The sequence below is a fragment of the Paenibacillus sp. LC231 genome (assembly GCF_001860525.1).
Lineage (GTDB): Bacteria > Bacillota > Bacilli > Paenibacillales > Paenibacillaceae > Paenibacillus_AQ.
Map to the genome: position 1 here is coordinate 21945 of NZ_JFOM01000058.1, position 16652 is coordinate 38596.

The 16652-nt window shown below is 48.8% G+C and carries 12 protein-coding genes and 1 pseudogene; 2 read left to right on the forward strand and 11 right to left on the reverse strand.

Annotation, left to right across the window (positions count from 1 at the left end; translation table 11 throughout):
* Positions 1 to 33 precede the first annotated feature (33 nt).
* From treP to AK95_RS32040, 10 genes and pseudogenes are all read right to left on the reverse strand, one after another.
* On the reverse strand, positions 34 to 2064 hold the full coding sequence (gene treP, locus AK95_RS32000) for a PTS system trehalose-specific EIIBC component (protein ID WP_071224021.1): 2031 nt from the start codon (positions 2062 to 2064) through the stop codon (positions 34 to 36).
* Between the two features lie 26 nt (positions 2065 to 2090).
* On the reverse strand, positions 2091 to 3806 hold the full coding sequence (gene treC, locus AK95_RS32005; RefSeq protein WP_071224022.1) for an alpha,alpha-phosphotrehalase: 1716 nt from the start codon (positions 3804 to 3806) through the stop codon (positions 2091 to 2093).
* A 291-nt stretch (positions 3807 to 4097) separates the two neighbouring features.
* On the reverse strand, positions 4098 to 5579 hold the full coding sequence (locus AK95_RS32010; RefSeq protein ID WP_071224024.1) for an S-layer homology domain-containing protein: 1482 nt from the start codon (positions 5577 to 5579) through the stop codon (positions 4098 to 4100).
* A gap of 132 nt (positions 5580 to 5711) precedes the next feature.
* The gene (locus AK95_RS32015; RefSeq protein ID WP_071224025.1) at positions 5712 to 6407 is read right to left on the reverse strand and encodes a response regulator transcription factor; all 696 of its coding nucleotides are present in this window, start codon (positions 6405 to 6407) and stop codon (positions 5712 to 5714) included.
* A 3-nt stretch (positions 6408 to 6410) separates the two neighbouring features.
* Complete coding sequence (locus AK95_RS32020) at positions 6411 to 7883, reverse strand: sensor histidine kinase (protein ID WP_071224027.1); 1473 nt, start codon at positions 7881 to 7883, stop codon at positions 6411 to 6413.
* 9 nt (positions 7884 to 7892) lie between these two features.
* Positions 7893 to 9113 (reverse strand): amidohydrolase, encoded by a 1221-nt coding sequence (locus AK95_RS32025; RefSeq protein ID WP_071224029.1) that lies wholly within the window; start codon positions 9111 to 9113, stop codon positions 7893 to 7895.
* Between the two features lie 172 nt (positions 9114 to 9285).
* Positions 9286 to 9411: pseudogene (locus tag AK95_RS35040) on the reverse strand (SAM-dependent methyltransferase); the annotation flags it as partial.
* Positions 9412 to 9429: 18 nt separating this feature from the next.
* Complete coding sequence (locus AK95_RS32030; RefSeq protein WP_071224031.1) at positions 9430 to 10026, reverse strand: hypothetical protein; 597 nt, start codon at positions 10024 to 10026, stop codon at positions 9430 to 9432.
* A 127-nt stretch (positions 10027 to 10153) separates the two neighbouring features.
* Complete coding sequence (locus AK95_RS32035) at positions 10154 to 11128, reverse strand: phosphotransferase enzyme family protein (protein ID WP_071224033.1); 975 nt, start codon at positions 11126 to 11128, stop codon at positions 10154 to 10156.
* 34 nt (positions 11129 to 11162) lie between these two features.
* The gene (locus AK95_RS32040) at positions 11163 to 11726 is read right to left on the reverse strand and encodes an SMI1/KNR4 family protein (protein WP_071224034.1); all 564 of its coding nucleotides are present in this window, start codon (positions 11724 to 11726) and stop codon (positions 11163 to 11165) included.
* 175 nt (positions 11727 to 11901) lie between these two features.
* Here AK95_RS32040 and AK95_RS32045 point away from each other — a divergent pair, with 175 nt between their 5' ends.
* Together AK95_RS32045 and AK95_RS32050 are read left to right on the forward strand one after the other, a co-directional pair.
* A complete protein-coding gene (locus AK95_RS32045) occupies positions 11902 to 12687 on the forward strand; it encodes a M15 family metallopeptidase (RefSeq protein ID WP_071224036.1) in 786 nt (261 codons plus the stop codon).
* Positions 12688 to 12884: 197 nt separating this feature from the next.
* Positions 12885 to 14348: a 4-hydroxyphenylacetate 3-hydroxylase family protein gene (locus AK95_RS32050; RefSeq protein WP_071224376.1), complete on the forward strand. Its 1464-nt coding sequence runs from the start codon at positions 12885 to 12887 to the stop codon at positions 14346 to 14348.
* Positions 14349 to 14429: 81 nt separating this feature from the next.
* Here the strand turns inward: AK95_RS32050 and AK95_RS32055 are convergent, their stop codons facing one another.
* A complete protein-coding gene (locus tag AK95_RS32055) occupies positions 14430 to 16514 on the reverse strand; it encodes a DUF5054 domain-containing protein (RefSeq protein WP_071224038.1) in 2085 nt (694 codons plus the stop codon).
* Positions 16515 to 16652 lie beyond the last annotated feature (138 nt).

The window sequence follows — 16652 nt, forward strand, 5'->3', positions numbered from 1 at the left end:
TTCCAGCGGCTATTACATGCTGCATCGGAACTGTCAGCTTCCATTACCGAGAGTCACCTGAAGCACTCGCGTTTCGCCTGGAAACGCTTCGCCTTCAAACTCCGTAACCTCCTGAATATGTTCCTGCCCATCTGGAATAATGACCGGCGTAATGACGGGTAAACCGGCTTCCTGAATCCGATCCATATCGAATTCAAGCAGCAGCTGCCCTTTGCTTATCTCCGCACCTGTTTCCACGTGAGCCGTGAATCCCTCTCCCTTCAAGGAGACCGTGTTGATACCGACGTGAATCAGGATCTGAACTCCGTTCGTATCCGTCAAAATAATGGCATGTTTGCTCTTCTTAATCAGATGCGCGACTTGTCCGTCAAAAGGAGCATACACTTTTCCTTCGGACGGGAGGATGGCAATGCCCTGTCCCATCTGTTTATCCGCGAAGGCAGGATCCGGCACCTCAGACAGGGGAACCACTTTCCCTTTGATCGGTGCCATGATATCGACCACGACTTCTTGAGCCGCTTCCATAGTTGGACTATTCGCCGATTCTGACGAGTCGAATGACTCGGACTGAAAACTGCCGTTCAATGCTGCTGGAACAGCTTGTTCTGCTGCATCCGAGCCAGCAGGATTCCCTTCCGTTGTACGTCGAGACTGCTTGGACAACTGGTAACGCCCGAACAGCAATGTCCCTGTGAATGGAATGACCAATACAATTGCCATGCCGAGGAAGAAGACACCCCACTGGTTAGGGAATATCGATAGGAATCCCGGAATCCCGCCCACGCCGATCGATGAAGCCAGAACGTTGTTCACAGCCAGCAGCACACCGGCAATTCCGGATCCGATCATGCCGAAAATAAACGGATATTTATGACGAACGTTGACCCCGAAGATGGCCGGCTCTGTGACCCCCAAGAAGGCGGAGATGGACGAGGTAACGGCAAGTCCTTTCGCCTTCTGTTCCTTCATGATAAACATCATGGCCAGCGCTGCGGCACCTTGCGCAATATTAGACAATGCCAGCATCGGCCACAAGAACGTTCCGCCTTCACTGCCGATGAGCTGAATGTCCACTGCAAGGAAGGTATGATGCATCCCCGTAATGACAAGGAGCGCGTACAGTCCGCCGTAGATCAGGCCGCCCAGAGCGGCAAAGGAATCAAAAATGCTGACAAGACCTGAAGTGAGAACGTTGCCGATGGCAAACGTGATCGGACCCACCAGAACAAACGCGAGGAACCCGGTCACCAACAGGGCCACGGGGGCCACAACAAGCAGCTTAATGGAGTCATGGACGCGTTTGTTCAATAACTTCTCGATGTTGGCCAAAATATAAGCCGAGACTAGAACCGGCAGCACTTGGCCTTGATAACCGATTTTCTCCACTTCAAAACCGAACAGGTTCCAGACGGGAACCGTACCCTCCAGCTTGGCATCGGCATACTGGTAAGCGCTGAGCAGATCCGGATTTACCAGGATCAGGCCCAGTACAATCCCGAGCAGCGGGTTGCCTCCGAACTGTCTTACCGCTGACCATCCGATCAGAACAGGAAGGAAAGTAAAGGCGGTGCTTGCAATCAGATTAATAATCGAGGCTACGTCCGCCCACTCGGGATGGACCTGAATCAACGATTGTCCTTCATAGAAGATACCCGGTCCCGTAAGCAGATTGTTGATACCAAGCAGCAAACCTGCCATGACGATGGCCGGCAGAATCGGAATGAATATATCCGCAAGCGTTTTGATCGCCCGCTGCAGCGGATTTTGCTTCTTGCTCGCAATGTTCTTCACTTCATCCTTCGAAACTCTGGCTCCGCCGGTGATGTCCATCATTTCATCATAAACCTGGTCGACAAGACCCGGTCCGATCACGACCTGAAACTGTCCTTGGGACGAGAACTGCCCCTTCACCAGATCGTTCGCTTCAAGAGCTTGGGAGTCCACCTTGCTGTCGTCCACAAGGGCAAATCTTAATCGGGTTACGCAATGCGTAGCGGCTTCGATATTGTCTTTTCCGCCGACTGCCTCGACAATGCGCTCCACGTTTTTACGATCAATGGCCATAGCTCTACGCTCCTGACATTATGAATTTAGTTGTTATGAATAAGCCACATATAGGATGCATACGGTCGAAGTGCAACGGTTGGAGTAAGGTCCGGTTCTTCCGTTGTGTTGCCGACTAACAGTTGAACCGATTGACTTTCGGTTAGATTGTCTAACAACGTCTTCGGAAGCTCGAACGAAACGTCGCGGTCGCTAAAATTGGAAATGACAACAAGCGTCTGCTCCTCGTTCGTTCTGGCATACGCATAAATTTCGGAATGACCTTCATCCAGGCGAACATATTCACCGTCCGTAATAACCGGAATGTTCTTTCGCAATTCAATCAGCTCCCGGTAATGATGATAGATCGATTGCGGATTCTCCACTTCGGATTGCGCATTGATCAGCGGATACCGCTCATCGATCTTGATCCAGGGCGTCCCTGTCGTAAATCCGGCTTGGTCGCCGTCATTCCACAGCATAGGCAATCTGGAGTTGTCGCGCGAGCGTACTTTCACGATGTGGGCAGCCTCCTCCGGCGTTTTACCCTGCTCCTGGAGAATGGTGTACATGTTTAAAGATTCAATATCCCGAAACTCGGAGATATCATTCCATTTCGGATCGGGCATGCCGATTTCTTCGCCTTGATACACATATGGCGTGCCTTGTAACCCGTGAAGCGTTGTGGCCAGCATCTTTGCACTTTCCGTGCGGTATTCGCCATCATTGGTGAACCGGGTCAGCGCTCGCGGCTGATCATGGTTGTTCCAGAAGAGGGCATTCCAGCCGCCGCCCTTCTGCATGCCGATTTGCCAATCGGAGAGCACTCTTTTCAGCTCCTCAAAATCATATGGCTTGAGTTCCCATTTTTGCCCGTTGGGATAGTCTACCTTCAAGTGGTGGAAGTTGAACGTCATGGAGAATTCATTCTCCTCCGGGTTCGAGTATCGAATGCAATGCTCCAAGGTTGTGGAGGACATCTCTCCCACCGTGACGAGATTGTAAGGCTTGAACACTTTTTCGTTCAATTCCTTAATGTATTCGTGCACTCGGGGGCCGTCCGTATAAAACCTGCGTCCGTCGCCCGGCGCCACCGAACCGTCGTCATCGGGAAAACTGGGATCCTTCGATATGAGATTGATGACATCCATCCGGAATCCGCGGACTCCCTTTTCCGCCCAATAGGTGAGGATATCCACAACCTCTGCACGGACCTTCTCGTTCTCCCAGTTCAAGTCTGCCTGCGTTTTGTCAAACAAAGTTAAATAATATTGCCCTGTCCCCTCGTCATACTGCCAAGCTGGCCCTCCGAACTTGGATTGCCAGTTATTCGGCGGGCCGCCGTCTTCTGCCGGATCCCGCCAGATGTAATAGTCGCGATACGGGTTATCGCGTGAGGAAACCGCTTCTTTAAACCATCGATGCTCGGTCGATGAATGATTCACGACGATGTCGATCATCAGATGCATGTCTCGCTTTTTTAATTCGGTCACAAGATCATCGAAATCGTCCATCGTCCCGTACGCAGGATCTATGCTGCAATAATCCGCTACGTCGTAACCGTTATCATTTTGCGGAGAAACATACACCGGCTGGAGCCACACAATGTCGATGCCAAGTCCTTTTATATAATCCAGTTTCTCCATAAGCCCGCGTATATCGCCGGTACCTAGGCCGGTCGTGTCGTTGAAGCTCTTCGGATATACTTGATAAACCGTCGAAGTTCTCCACCAATCTTGAGACTGGGTTTCTGGGTTCAACATGAAACTTCGTCCTCCTCGTCATCTTGTATATACAGGTTGCATATAGGGAAATCATATACATGTATATACAGGTTGTCAACCGTTTAACAATTAATACCCACTTCCCGGATGTTTCGACTACAGAAATAACAATTTAGTTGGAATTTTTTTCTGATTTCGTGGAATGAATTGCTAACCCCGAATGTCCCAAATGATAAAATGGTTTCTATCAAATGCAATAAACCCCATATGAAAAGAACGAGCTTTTGAGCTCATCCTTATCATATGGGGTATTCATTTTCCCACTGTTTATTAATTCACGGTCAGAACCGCCGTTGTTTCGCCTGCCCATTTGCCGACCGGTTTAATCGTATAGGTCGTTCCTGGCTTCAGTTTGCCCTCCTGCGTAAGATCGAACACGCCTACTGCACCTTTGCGGCTTGAATATTTATAGGTTGCCATAAGCTTGCCGCCCTCTGTGTCAATCAATTCGATGCTCCGACCGGAGAACAGCTCATCTCCAGGGTCCTCGGATAATGTAATGGAAACGGAGCTGTCACTGATCGCCTCGACTCCGATGATATCCAGCGGTTCGAAACTCTCCGCAACGAAAGTCGGGTTCGCAATCTGTGCCCAATCCGAGGTAACGGTATAGGTAACACCCGGCGTCAGTGCCTGGCCTTCATGCAAACGGAATTTCGGTTCTTGTTTGCCATCCGTGGACTGGGTGAATGGTACGTATTTGGCCACGATAGGTTGTCCGCCTGCAGGCGTAATCGTGACTTCCCTGGCTTGACCCGAGGATATGATCTGATAGACTTTTCCATCGGCGCTGTTGTCCTCATCCAATACGAATGCATTGGCTCCGCGGCCTCCGCTATAAGCGGAAATAACATAACCGTAGTCAACGACGCCGTTCTCTTTAAGTGCCTCCAACTCAAACGTATCCTGAGCCACTTGTCTAACCTCTGTCATGTCCAACTTCGTGCTATTACCCGTAAATGTACCTTCTGTTTTCCCTTTATAGGTAAGCGTATACGATGTACCCGGTTTTTGCACGGAGGTTGGGACGATGTAAGTGGATATGGAGCCCGTCTTCAAACGCGGCATGTTGGTGAGTTCTAGTCCATTGTTCAATTTAAAATCTTCTTTGGCTTTGGCAAACGCCTCATTGTCTGTGGTTAATGGAGCATCAAAAGTGACGATCAGGGTTATCGCATTCAGTGCGCGGACACTGGTGATTTTGGCTTTTTCTGACGGAATCGCCTCATGGGCAATGCTGATCAAGTAGGCAGCTTGACCACGAGTGGTTTGGCCTTCCTCGAAATAGAAACGCTTTGCCCAGTAATCCACGGACTTGGCATCTCGTTTCAGTGCTTTAGACACCATTTGTACCAGCTCGGCGTGGGTAACGGTTCCCCGCGGGTCAAAACGTCCGTCCGGTGCCTGCATAATATCTTGCGCTACCAGCTCAGATGCGTACCGCTCATACCACGCGTTTGGATTCACATCCGTGAAGCTTGGCTCTGTCTCCCCTTTGCCTTCAAGACCAAACGCAAGCACTAGCATTTTCGCCAGCTCTGCCCGCGTGATCGGACTGGTGATCCCCATCGAGCCATCCTGGTAACCCTGCATCACGCGAAGCTGGGACAATACTTGAGTGGCTTGCTCTATATCTTGGACAGCCAGCGGAGCTCCCGCAGCCTCGGCTTGCAGAACATGTAACGGCAGCGAAGCCGTTCCCAGAGCAGCTGCCACCATCATGGCCGCCAGTTTATTAGAATATGTTTTCATTAGTAAACCCTCCCTGAATCGTTGAAATATGAGCCTTGATTGTCATATCTCCATGATAGAGGAGAGTCCTAAACTCCCAAGAAAGCTGGGATTAAGCGTTTCGAAAACTTTTATTAACAATTTCTAAATTATTTAAACCGAAAAGCGGTAGCCAGCCCCCCAGACCGTTTCAATGTACTGCGGATTGGATGGATCCAGCTCCATCTTTTCGCGCAGCTTACGGACATGGACGGTTACGGTTGCAATATCCCCGCTGGAATCCATGCCCCATATCCGTTCAAACAGTTCCGTTTTGTTAAACACCCGGTTCGGATGACTAGCCAGAAATTCCAGCAAGTTAAACTCCCGGGTTGTGAACGCGACCTCCTGATTGCGTACGAACACCCGTCGCGCCGATTTATCGATAACCAAACCGCGAATGTGAATCTCTGAGCTTGGACTTGGGCTTTGCTTGCCCATAAGCCTCACATATCTCATCAAATGGGCTTTGGCTCTTGCAACTAATTCGCTCGGGCTGAACGGCTTGGTAATGTAATCGTCGGCACCGAGATTGAAGGCACGGATTTTATCGATCTCTTCATTCTTGGCAGATACGATCAGAATCGGTACCTCCTTGTTCTTCCTGATGTGGCTGCATAATTCAAAGCCATTCATACCGGGCAGCTGAAGGTCCACAATGATAAGGCTGTAGTCCTCATGAAGGGCAAGCTTCAATCCCTCATTGCCTGTATGGCATAGATCAACCATAAATCCATTTAACTCAAAATAATCCCGCTCCAACTGAGCGATGGTTGTCTCGTCTTCAATGATGAGAATACGTGCCGTCATGGATTAAAGTGCCTCCTTCATATTCGCTCGTTTGAGGGTAAAGTACAGGCTGGTGCCGACGCCCAGCTCGCTCTCCGCCCAGATGGTACCCCCGTGTCCCTCGATGATCTGGCTGGCAATGGCAAGCCCTAGTCCGCTGCCGCCCGTTGCAGAATTGCGGGATGGCTCCGCCCGATAAAATCTTTCGAATATATGAGGAATCGCTTCCGGGTCGATGCCCATGCCATTGTCCCGTATTTCTACCGTTACCCATTCCGGAGAAAGGTGAGTGGAGACGCATATGGTTTTGTGCTGCTTGTCCATGAAGTTTTGGGCATTCCCGATGATATTGAGCACCGTTCGCTTTAATTTTTCCAGATCGGCAACAACCTGGACTGACTGACCGGTACGTTCCTTCCACTCCAGCCGTATTCCCTTCTCCTCCAACACGTAGCGCTGCTCATCGATGCAATCGTCTATAAAACCGATGATATCAACATGCTCATACATGAACGGAACCTGCTTTAAATCTAGCTTGGAATAGAGAAACAACTCATCCACAAGTTTATCCAGATCGATGGTTTTGTTATAAATGATGTTCACGTATTTATCCATTTTCTCCGGGGTATCCGCAACACCGTCGCGTATGCCCTCGATATACCCTTTAATGTTCGTTATGGGTGTGCGCAAGTCATGAGAGATATTAGAGATCAGCTCTTTCCTATTCTCTTCATCCTGAAGCCGCAGTTGAATCGATTCATGCAGACGCTTCCGCATATTCTCAAACGTCTCGTTCAACTGGCCGATTTCGTCCTTGGAATGCAAATCCAGAGAAAACTGGAGATTTCCCTCCTTAATGTGTTCCGCCGAATTTCGGAGCAAATCAAGCGGTTTGACCACGCTGCGCGTGATCCAACGATATAACAAAACGTTCGCAACGACAACGATGCCAACGAGACTCAAGACAAGTATGGGCAGCAGCTTGCGCGTGACTTCGCCGAAAGGACTTCGCTCGCGAATCACGTACACGCTCCCTTTGGCCCCGTCTGAATACCGGAAATCATATTTGGCATATGCATAGAACCGTTCACCGATGTTAAGGGTATTGCGGATCTGATTGTTGTTCAGGTCATATGGAGGCAGATTTGCTTCCAGTAGAGGCTGGTTCATCGTGTTGGACTCAAATACCTGGTCGTTTTCTCTGCGGACGTACAGTCCCGCTCGTACGGTTCTCAGCTTAAAATCGTATTCCGTCAGAAGCTCTTTGTTCTGCAGCTCATCCGGCTCGTTCTTGGCAAGATATTTTAATTCGAGGAAAATAGACTCCTCTTGTTCCGTGAGCGGGTTAATCTGGTAGTGCACTTTATAAAAATCGCGAATACCGTGGATATCGCCGGTAGCCGCAATGGTAAACAAACTGGCAGTCAAGACAAAAACCAGCAGGCTAATGACCAGCATCCCGGTAAAGGACAGCAGCAACTTAATCCGAATGGACATAAAATTCGCCTAAAGCGAACCGGAAACGATGTTTCCCTGAAACATCGTCGCCACGCGTTTGGATCTTCTCGCAACGGCTTCAGCTGAACAAGAAGCTTCAACCAATACGATGCTGGCAACGTCTCCGACCTGCGGCCACACCTGCTCCCCATCATGATTCAGCGGTGTAATGCCACCGGTAATATATTGTAGCGTTTGCGCTAGAGCGCGTTCATCCACCCATCTGGATATTTCGGCCAGTCGGCCGGCGCGCTCCAGCACATCCCCATTTCCGAAGGGAGACCACACATCAAAAATGTTGTCGCATCCGACGGCCATTTCTACACCGCGCTCGTGCAGCAAACCAACCGGCGGAAAGTTCCGGCCAATAGGCACACTCGTAATTATGGCGACCCCCGCATCAGCGAGCAGGTCCCCCATTTCCTGTGCTTGGGATGGTGGAATATCACCTAGTCCGAAGGCATGGCTGATCGCCACCTTGCCCTGCAGACCCGCCTCGATGGTCAGCTGTGCTAACCGCTTCATGGTGAAGGTTCCCAGATGATGGGCATCATGCAAATGCAGATCAATGCCCGCATTGGCTTCCACGGCGAGCCCCACCATTTCCTGCAAGGACGCTTCGATATCGCCATCCACCGTCGCCGGATCAACTCCGCCGACCAGGCTTGCTCCTCTGCGAAGTGCTTGTCTCACTAACTCCGTTGATTTCGAGCGGAGCAAACCATGCTGCGGAAAAGCTACGATCTCATAAGATAACTTTCCTTCAAACGCGCGTAATGCCTGTTGTACCGCTTCTAAATTGTCTAATCCGGCTTCCGGATAAATATCGACATGCGTTCGGACATGCGTCACCCCGGACTCCAGGTAAATATCAAGCAGCCGTTCCGCACGTTCCTGCGTTAAGGTATCCAGCGAAGGAAGCGTCGCTTTCTCGATTGCCAAACGGTCAAAAATACTGGAAACCGGCGTAACGGAACGCCATCGGTCACCAAGCAGCGTTTTATCCAAATGGCAGTGCTTGTCGATAAAGGATGGCAGAAGCAATAAACCCTTCACATCGTGCTGCGGCCACTCGTCTGTTATCGTTGTGTCCGAAGCTGCAATTTTCGCGATTTTCCCATCTTCTATGAATATATGGCGAATCTCCGTCTTTGTTCCCGTAATAACGCCATCTTGAACCTCATCTCCGCTTTCTAACCGGGCATTGGTTAACCAAAATGCTGAACTCATATATCTATCATTCCTCTCTCCACTTACCAGATATACGATCATGCTATCACAGGAAAAATGATATGGATAATATTTAAAAAGTAGGATTTACTTAAGTTTTACATATACATAAAAAAGAAAAGCCACCCGCTTGGATGACTCTTCTGATGAAGCCTTGGGAATGGGCAAGCTGTTAAGCTTTTATGGCCCTTGTCGCAATAAAACTGTTCGCATAACGGTCCAACAATTTCTCGCCTCCGAAGGAATCCTCGTATAACCCGGCAATCATAAATCCGGATTGGATCTGACCTCCAATTTGCTGTTAGAATCATAGACTTTATTCTATATTCATGGATCTTTGGTCCAACCAGGCCTGAAACTGCTCCGGCGTGCTTACGTTTTCTTCCAGGACCGCTGTATAAATATCAAAGCTTCGTACGGTTTTTCCATATTCAGCATGGCTTGCCCAGTTATTTTTGATTTTCAAAATCGCTTCCCGGCGTTCCTGAGTCAGCAGATCAGGCATCGTTATGATATGTTTTAAGTCGGGTTGTCTCTCCGGTTCATCCACGAACCATATGTCCATCTTCCACTCCTTCCCTTGTTGAGACTTATACTTTAGGCCAATGTACAATCCATCGGGATAAGCGGGATCCATATTGTAAACTCCGGTATCATTGATGAACTTCAGCTCCCGCACACCAGCACGCAGCATAAGTTCCGATGCGATTTGTGCTATTAATTGTTGATTCAGCCGAGTACATTTTACCGTCATGTCCAGGTCTCTCCATACCATCAACCCGAGGGCTGAGCTGCCGACACGCACCGGTTCGCCTGCTTGACTTAATAACTCATGAAGTCGAAGTTCATCTGCTACTTCAGAAGCCTCATTCTGGAGAGCTTTTTGTTGCTGCAGAAGTTTGCTTTCCGCCATACGGTGTTCACCTCTAATCCTTAAGTTGTATATCTCATCTCATATGGTATCACCCTATTAACGTGCTGACCAAGGGATTGAATGCTTATAATGATCTTTCACGGATAACGTCTGAGCCGACATCGAGTTATACGGAATAAAATATGCGTTCACCCGACAAATAAGGCGTACAGTAATCGGCGCACAGCTTCGGCATTCGTTCACGCATCCACGCATGCACGGATTCATTCTCCATCTGAAAGACATAGTATCCGATAATGGCCAGCAGCATGAAACCTTCTAACAGAACAAGCTTATCTTCTCCCGTATGATCGTGGCCATAATACCCTTTCAGGAAAATATCCCGAAGCTCCGAAGGAACCATCATGGCACCCATGGCAACATCCGTGTAATGGTACCCTGGTCCGAAAAAACCAAAATCGATAAAACTCAGTTCTCCATCCGAGGTCATGATGATATTCCCCAAGCTTAAATCACCATGGATAAGCCCCCAAGCTTCAACGTTACCACTGTCCGCAAGGCGCGCATTAACCAACGATATCGTTTCTTCAATAATGGAAACATCGGAGGAAGTAAACAAATCTTTCGCTAATCCTTGCTGTATAACCTCGATCACATATTGATTGTAGGCAATCCCCTGACTCGGACGCTTGTCCAGGCCCTCCTGCTTGTATAGGCTATAGAATTTGTGCAGCTCTGCAATGCGGGCCCCCAGCTTCTCGACCAATCCCGGGTCGCTTACGTCATCCTTATGCAAGTCTCTTCCTTCCAGCCAGGTAAGCACGGAGCTGTTCCAACGCTTCCCCTCGTGTTCGATGATCGTGATCAGCTCACCTTCCCGATTACGTACAGGCCTTTGGACAAGCAGATGATTTCGGGTTGACAAGTGCTCCAGCATTTGCAGCTCACCCATCAGACCTTCGTATGTATGCTGCTGACCTGCCATGCCGTCTTTGACCGGTTGATGAATGCGCAGCAGATATGTACTTCCGTCATGGCCTTTTACCTTGTAGGTTCGATTTTCATTATGCCGAATAAACGCAATTTCCGCCTCACGGATATCGTATTCATTCAAAATTTCCTGCAGCTGTTCATTTCGCATGTGACGATTCTCCTTATAGATAAAGATAAACGTTTTAACCTTCCAGGAACGTATGGTCAAAATACGCCTTGAAATCCGGATATAAAAATACCAGCGATTCTTTAAGCTTGGCCTGGTCCGTTCGTTCCTCATCCAGATCAAACAAGATTTCATGTTCGATCTCATAGATCGCTCCGTAATCCTCGCCTGCGTCCTCTCTTAGATCGATACACCATATCTTTCCGTATTCTTCGTCCCATGTAAAAGGAAGGTATCCCAGCCGGCACAACAAGGGATTGTACATGTTCCTGACATTATCCAGCGGCTCGTCCACTGCTTGTTCAGGTATGACGTCAAAGTAATGATGATACGTGGAGATGAATGCTTTATACCACTCCGGAAAAGTCAATCCATACTCTTCTTCCATTGCCCCAATATGATCCTCACCCACAACGGAAGGGACCAATTTCCATATGGACCACTCCTCATCGGTATCAACGACTTTCATCTCTGCAGGAACGTCGGGACGCATCCACCTGCAGAATCCCTCCTCCGTAACTTGACTATATTTGGCGTAATAGGTCTCAAACCCTTGTTTAATATAATCGCGTATTTCCATCTAAAAAGTCTCCTTATGTAGAAATTTGTTACGATTTCATATTACTATAATCTATTTATGGGTTATTATTAGATTCGATCTATTCTATTTTGTTTACAATTCAGAAACAAGTCAGAGATTCTACCGATATAACTCTCTTATATACTCAGAGACAGCTAACGAGGAGGGACTTCACATGCACAAAAAAATCGTAAAATCCATCATACCCACAGTCATCATCGGTTCCGTTGTCACAAGCCTAGCCTTATCCAGTTTTCTAAGCAGCACCGGCATCGGCAAGGCGGAAGCAGCCGCTGCAGCTTCTTCCAGCTTATCATTTACTGCGTTTTTGGAAAACAACGCTCCTAACCGGACTATAAAAACGGTTCATGGTTTAAATATGGTCACCAATCTATCAAGCACCGTCGTACTCGTCAACAAGCAAAGAAATCTACCATCGAGTTATGTTCCGCAAGACTTGGTTGTACCCCAGATTCCATTCAGCTTCTCGGGTCCCAGTCCTAAGAAACAGATGAAACGAGTAGCGGCAACTGCGCTCGAAAAATTGTTTGCGGCAGCCAAGAAAGACGGGATCGATCTCAAAGCCGTGTCAGGCTACCGATCCTATGCCACCCAGAAGGCCATATTCGAACGCAACGCCCGAAATAAGGGCGAAGCCGTCGCTAATAAAACAAGCGCTCGTCCTGGACAAAGCGAGCATCAGACCGGGCTGAGCATGGATATATCCAGTGCTTCCGTAGGGTATGCATTGGAGCAAAGCTTCGGAAATACCAAAGAAGGCAAATGGCTGAAAGCTAATGCACCGAAGTACGGATTTATCATTCGTTACGGAAAAGGCAAGGAGAAATTAACCGGCTATTCTTATGAGCCCTGGCATGTCCGTTACGTGGGCGTCTATATTGCAGGAGAAATCACGAGGCAAAACCTGACGCTTGAGCAGTATCTGGGTCAATCCCATTAATCGAAAAATCAAGAAACGGGCCGTAACGGGTCCGTTTTTTTTGTCTCTTGTGCACTTCCTGACTTGAAATTCTGAGGTACAACCGCATATTTTCCGTTGGTTCCGACGGACAATGTACTCCGTGTGGACGAAGCACGTACATTAACAGCAGTAGACAGGTTCGTTAGCTTATGATTTTTGCAAATGGGGTGAACAACGTGCCTATTAAATCGGGAAAGCAGTATATCGAACGAATTGACCGGCAAAATATCAATATTTGGTATAAAGGTGAGCCTATCAAGGGACCTTTATCCGAACATCCTGCATTTCAAGGTCTTATTCAAACCCAGGCCGATCTATACGATATGCAATGTGACGCAAGATATATCGAACAATTGACTTACCCCTCACCCGATACGGGGGAACGGGTAGGCTTGTCTTTTCTGCCGCCAAAGAATGCTGAGGATTTGCAGAAACGCCGAATCATGATGGAGTTATGGGCGAGGCGGCATCACGGCTTTTTAGGCCGCTCTCCCGATTATATGAACACTGCAATCATGTCCCTATATTCCGCTGCCGATATACTGGAGGAACATCATCCGAAATATGCGGAAAATCTCAGGAACTATTATAAGTACTGTCGTGATCACGATATTACATTATCTCACGCCTTCATCCAGCCCTATGCATGTAAAATGTCCGGTCAGCAGGATGCTGCTGAAGACGCTATCGCGGCTAAAGTCGTCGAGATGAATCATGAAGGAATGATTATAAGCGGAGCCTTCTTGATGGCTACACAAGGGGCTACTTGCGAAGAAATGCTGGTATTCCCGACCCCTTCGCCAACGATGTCCCAGGATGTAAATCCTTCTGCGTTTGCATTTGCGGTTCCCAACGATTTACCGGGGATGACTTTTGTATGCCGTGAAAGCTACGGTGCCACTTCTTCCTATGATTATCCCCTGAGCGCCAGATACGAAGAGATGGATACGCTCGTTATCTTCGACCGCGTGCTGGTCCCTCATGATCGAATATTTTACTACGGGGACGAGACTTACGCCGGACGTTTATTCGGTGAGAGTCACTTTCATACGCATATCGCCCATCAAATGGCCGTCCGTTTTATCGTAAAAACCGAATTCATGCTCGGCTTGCTGGAATCCTTGGCGGATGAACAGAACATTGGACTCGAGCCCCATATGGTCTCGAATGTTTCGAAAGTGATTACATTTCTGGAAACCTTCAAGGCATTAAGACTGGCCTCCGAACAGGGCGCCAGCCATGATAAATTTGGATATCTCGTACCAGCTGCCAGTCCTCTTATCGCATCCAGCATCCTCTTCCCCAAATTCTATCCCGAGATGGTAGAGATGATTCAACTGCTAGGCTCCAGCGGCCTGATTATGATCCCTTCCGAATTGGATTTTCGATCGGAGTCAGGCCCCTACCTTAATCAATATTTAAAAGGGGCAACGACGGATGCTCGGGATCGCATCGCATTGTTCAGGCTTGCATGGGAGCTTGGCGCAAGCTCGTTCGGTGGTCGCCAAACCCAGTTTGAACGATTCTTCTTCGGAAATGCGCAGACGGCTGCCTATCGGATGTATAACCATTTTGAACAGCATGAGCAGCTTCGGAGCAGGATAAGCGATTTTCTTTCCCGAGAGAAACCTTCTTCATAGCTTGACCGGGGGATGATCCAACAATAAAAAAGATGCGAGTTATAAACTCACATCTTTCGGTTTGTTTCATGATCAGATGACTCACGAATGAGAGTGCAGGCTCAATCTGAACCGATAGTTCATATCATCCTCGAACCACATCATGAAGTTCGTACCCCATACGTTGTTGTGCAGATTGAAATGAAATCCTCCGGTCAATGAAGCATACGTATTGTCAAATTGCAGCAGCCGCGGTTCCCCCGGACAAACAAGCGGCGCGTCCAAGGTTTCAATGGCCGCCGTTCCGTCCGCCCCCTCATAATATAAGCCCGCGTTGATTCCATGCATGTTCCGGTTTCCGTCCTTTACGACGAATAACGGAGATATGCGTTGTCCGAGCTTATCCATCTTCCAGGCGTTAGGATTATCCACAAGAGGCGCAAACGAAAACCAGCTTGCTTCCGGAAGACGGCAGGCTGGTTTGCCCCTCCAGCTTAGACTTACCTCAATGACGGGCTCATTCGCATGGAACGTATAGATCGCGTTCAGTATGCGTGGAGCTCCATACTGATTGCCGAGATTCCCAGGCAGCTTCAGTTCGGCAGTTACGATATCATAATCGGCGTACCTCTCCAGATGCAGGGTCCGCAAGGAGGCGGTATACTGCCGATGCTCCGGCCGCGGTTTGACATACTCGATTCCCGGCTTGCCGAAATCGTTGTCCGCCCAGCCATGATGGATATCCAGATTGGTCATATATTCCTTAAAGAAACGGTCGTAGTTTTCTTTGCTGAAGGTTTCATACCTATAAGTGCCAAGCCTCTGATGCTCGTTCGCCCATTCCTTCCCGGATCGATCCATCAATCGGTTGATCGATCCGTCGGCAGCAAAGCTTACCTGAAACTGCCCTAATTCATAATGCTCGTTCGTTTCAATCGTCTGCTTGTTCTGCAGCGGCTCCGAGTCTTGGACGGTATCATGCTGACTCATCCGATCCAGCTCCATTCTCGCTTCAGCTGCCAGCGCTTTCGGCAGTGACTGAACGGCCTCATCAAGATAATCCCGCTGCTCCTGCCAAGAGCTCTCGTAATGGCTGTACGACCTGGTATCACTCGCCTGCTGGCATAGGTAGTCATATTTTCTCAATGTATTGTCTTCTACGATATCCCGTGCTCTTGCAGCGGCTAAATCCGTGGCGGAATAATGAACAAAATCGGCGAGATAGACGGAATTGTTCAGCCCCCAGGTATGCTCGGGAATCAACATCAGACGGTTGCAGAATCGAGCGTACGCCTCGCTGTCCTTATCCAGTTGACCGGTTTCGAGCCAGCGATCCCGAAGCCTTAGCAATTCACGGTAGCGAGCGATTTTCCAAGGATCCGAGGCAATCCCGTGTATCCACGAATCCCCAATTTCTTCACTCACGACTGGCAATCGATCTTTGACGGTACGCAGTCGCTGGGCAAATGCATCAAGTGTCGAGGCCATGATTTCCGCCCCGGGATAATCCCGCTCCAACTGTTCAAACAATGCACGGATCTCCTCTAGCGTGGATGGACCATGGTTATCATGGGTATGGGCAAAATACAACGCATCTTCCAGCCCTTCCATGTGAAACGGTTTACCGTAACTATCCGCATAATGGACGATGATCTCCGAGCCATCGGAAGCGCGCCATACGAATATCTCCGGCACCTTGGGATTCTTGGATACCATATTAACGCCCAAATGCAAATATTGTATGCCGTGTTTAACCAGCAGCGGGACCATTGCAAGCGTATGGCCCGGAACATCCGTCATTTTAGCGGCGATCGTGGATTTTCCATACTTTTGGTCCAAGTCGCCCGAAAGGGACATTCCGAATTCAAATAGCCGGGCATCCATGATTTCCGTATGCGTCGTAAACGGCAGTCCGTGCCAAACGATTCGTCCCTCCTCAATGGCTTTTTCCATGCGCACCCGCATCTCAGAAGAAGACGTTTGCAGAAATTCATGGATTAACCACGAGCCGGTTGTCCATACGAATTTTGCATTCCCCTCTTCGTTAGCCAGCTGCTCGGACAGCTCCAAGGCCTGGGGGATGAAATGCTCCATATATCGCTCGATTACGTTCTTTCCCAAATCGGTAAACCCGATGTCCAGATGGGTCTTAAATACGACATGAACTCTTTTGATTGATGCTGTCATGCTTGACTGCCCCTTTCCACCATAAATGGCTAACCACGAACTTTGAGCCCATTTTACAAGAGTGCAACGAACAAGTCTTTGCATGAAAGGGTCTTGCTTTTGCAAAATAAGGACACCTGATCGTAAATCAGATTGAAG

Bases quoted from the DNA above. Each gene is read 5' to 3' on its own strand.
- AK95_RS32015 (WP_071224025.1), bottom strand. From the start codon at position 6,407: ATGACGGCACGTATTCTCATCATTGAAGACGAGACAACCATCGCTCAG.
- AK95_RS32020 (WP_071224027.1), bottom strand. From the start codon at position 7,883: ATGTCCATTCGGATTAAGTTGCTGCTGTCCTTTACCGGGATGCTGGTC.
- AK95_RS32055 (WP_071224038.1), bottom strand. From the start codon at position 16,514: ATGACAGCATCAATCAAAAGAGTTCATGTCGTATTTAAGACCCATCTG.
- treP (WP_071224021.1), bottom strand. From the start codon at position 2,064: ATGGCCATTGATCGTAAAAACGTGGAGCGCATTGTCGAGGCAGTCGGC.
- AK95_RS32025 (WP_071224029.1), bottom strand. From the start codon at position 9,113: ATGAGTTCAGCATTTTGGTTAACCAATGCCCGGTTAGAAAGCGGAGAT.
- AK95_RS32035 (WP_071224033.1), bottom strand. From the start codon at position 11,128: ATGCGAAATGAACAGCTGCAGGAAATTTTGAATGAATACGATATCCGT.
- treC (WP_071224022.1), bottom strand. From the start codon at position 3,806: ATGTTGAACCCAGAAACCCAGTCTCAAGATTGGTGGAGAACTTCGACG.
- AK95_RS32040 (WP_071224034.1), bottom strand. From the start codon at position 11,726: ATGGAAATACGCGATTATATTAAACAAGGGTTTGAGACCTATTACGCC.
- AK95_RS32030 (WP_071224031.1), bottom strand. From the start codon at position 10,026: ATGGCGGAAAGCAAACTTCTGCAGCAACAAAAAGCTCTCCAGAATGAG.
- AK95_RS32045 (WP_071224036.1), top strand. From the start codon at position 11,902: ATGCACAAAAAAATCGTAAAATCCATCATACCCACAGTCATCATCGGT.
- AK95_RS32010 (WP_071224024.1), bottom strand. From the start codon at position 5,579: ATGAAAACATATTCTAATAAACTGGCGGCCATGATGGTGGCAGCTGCT.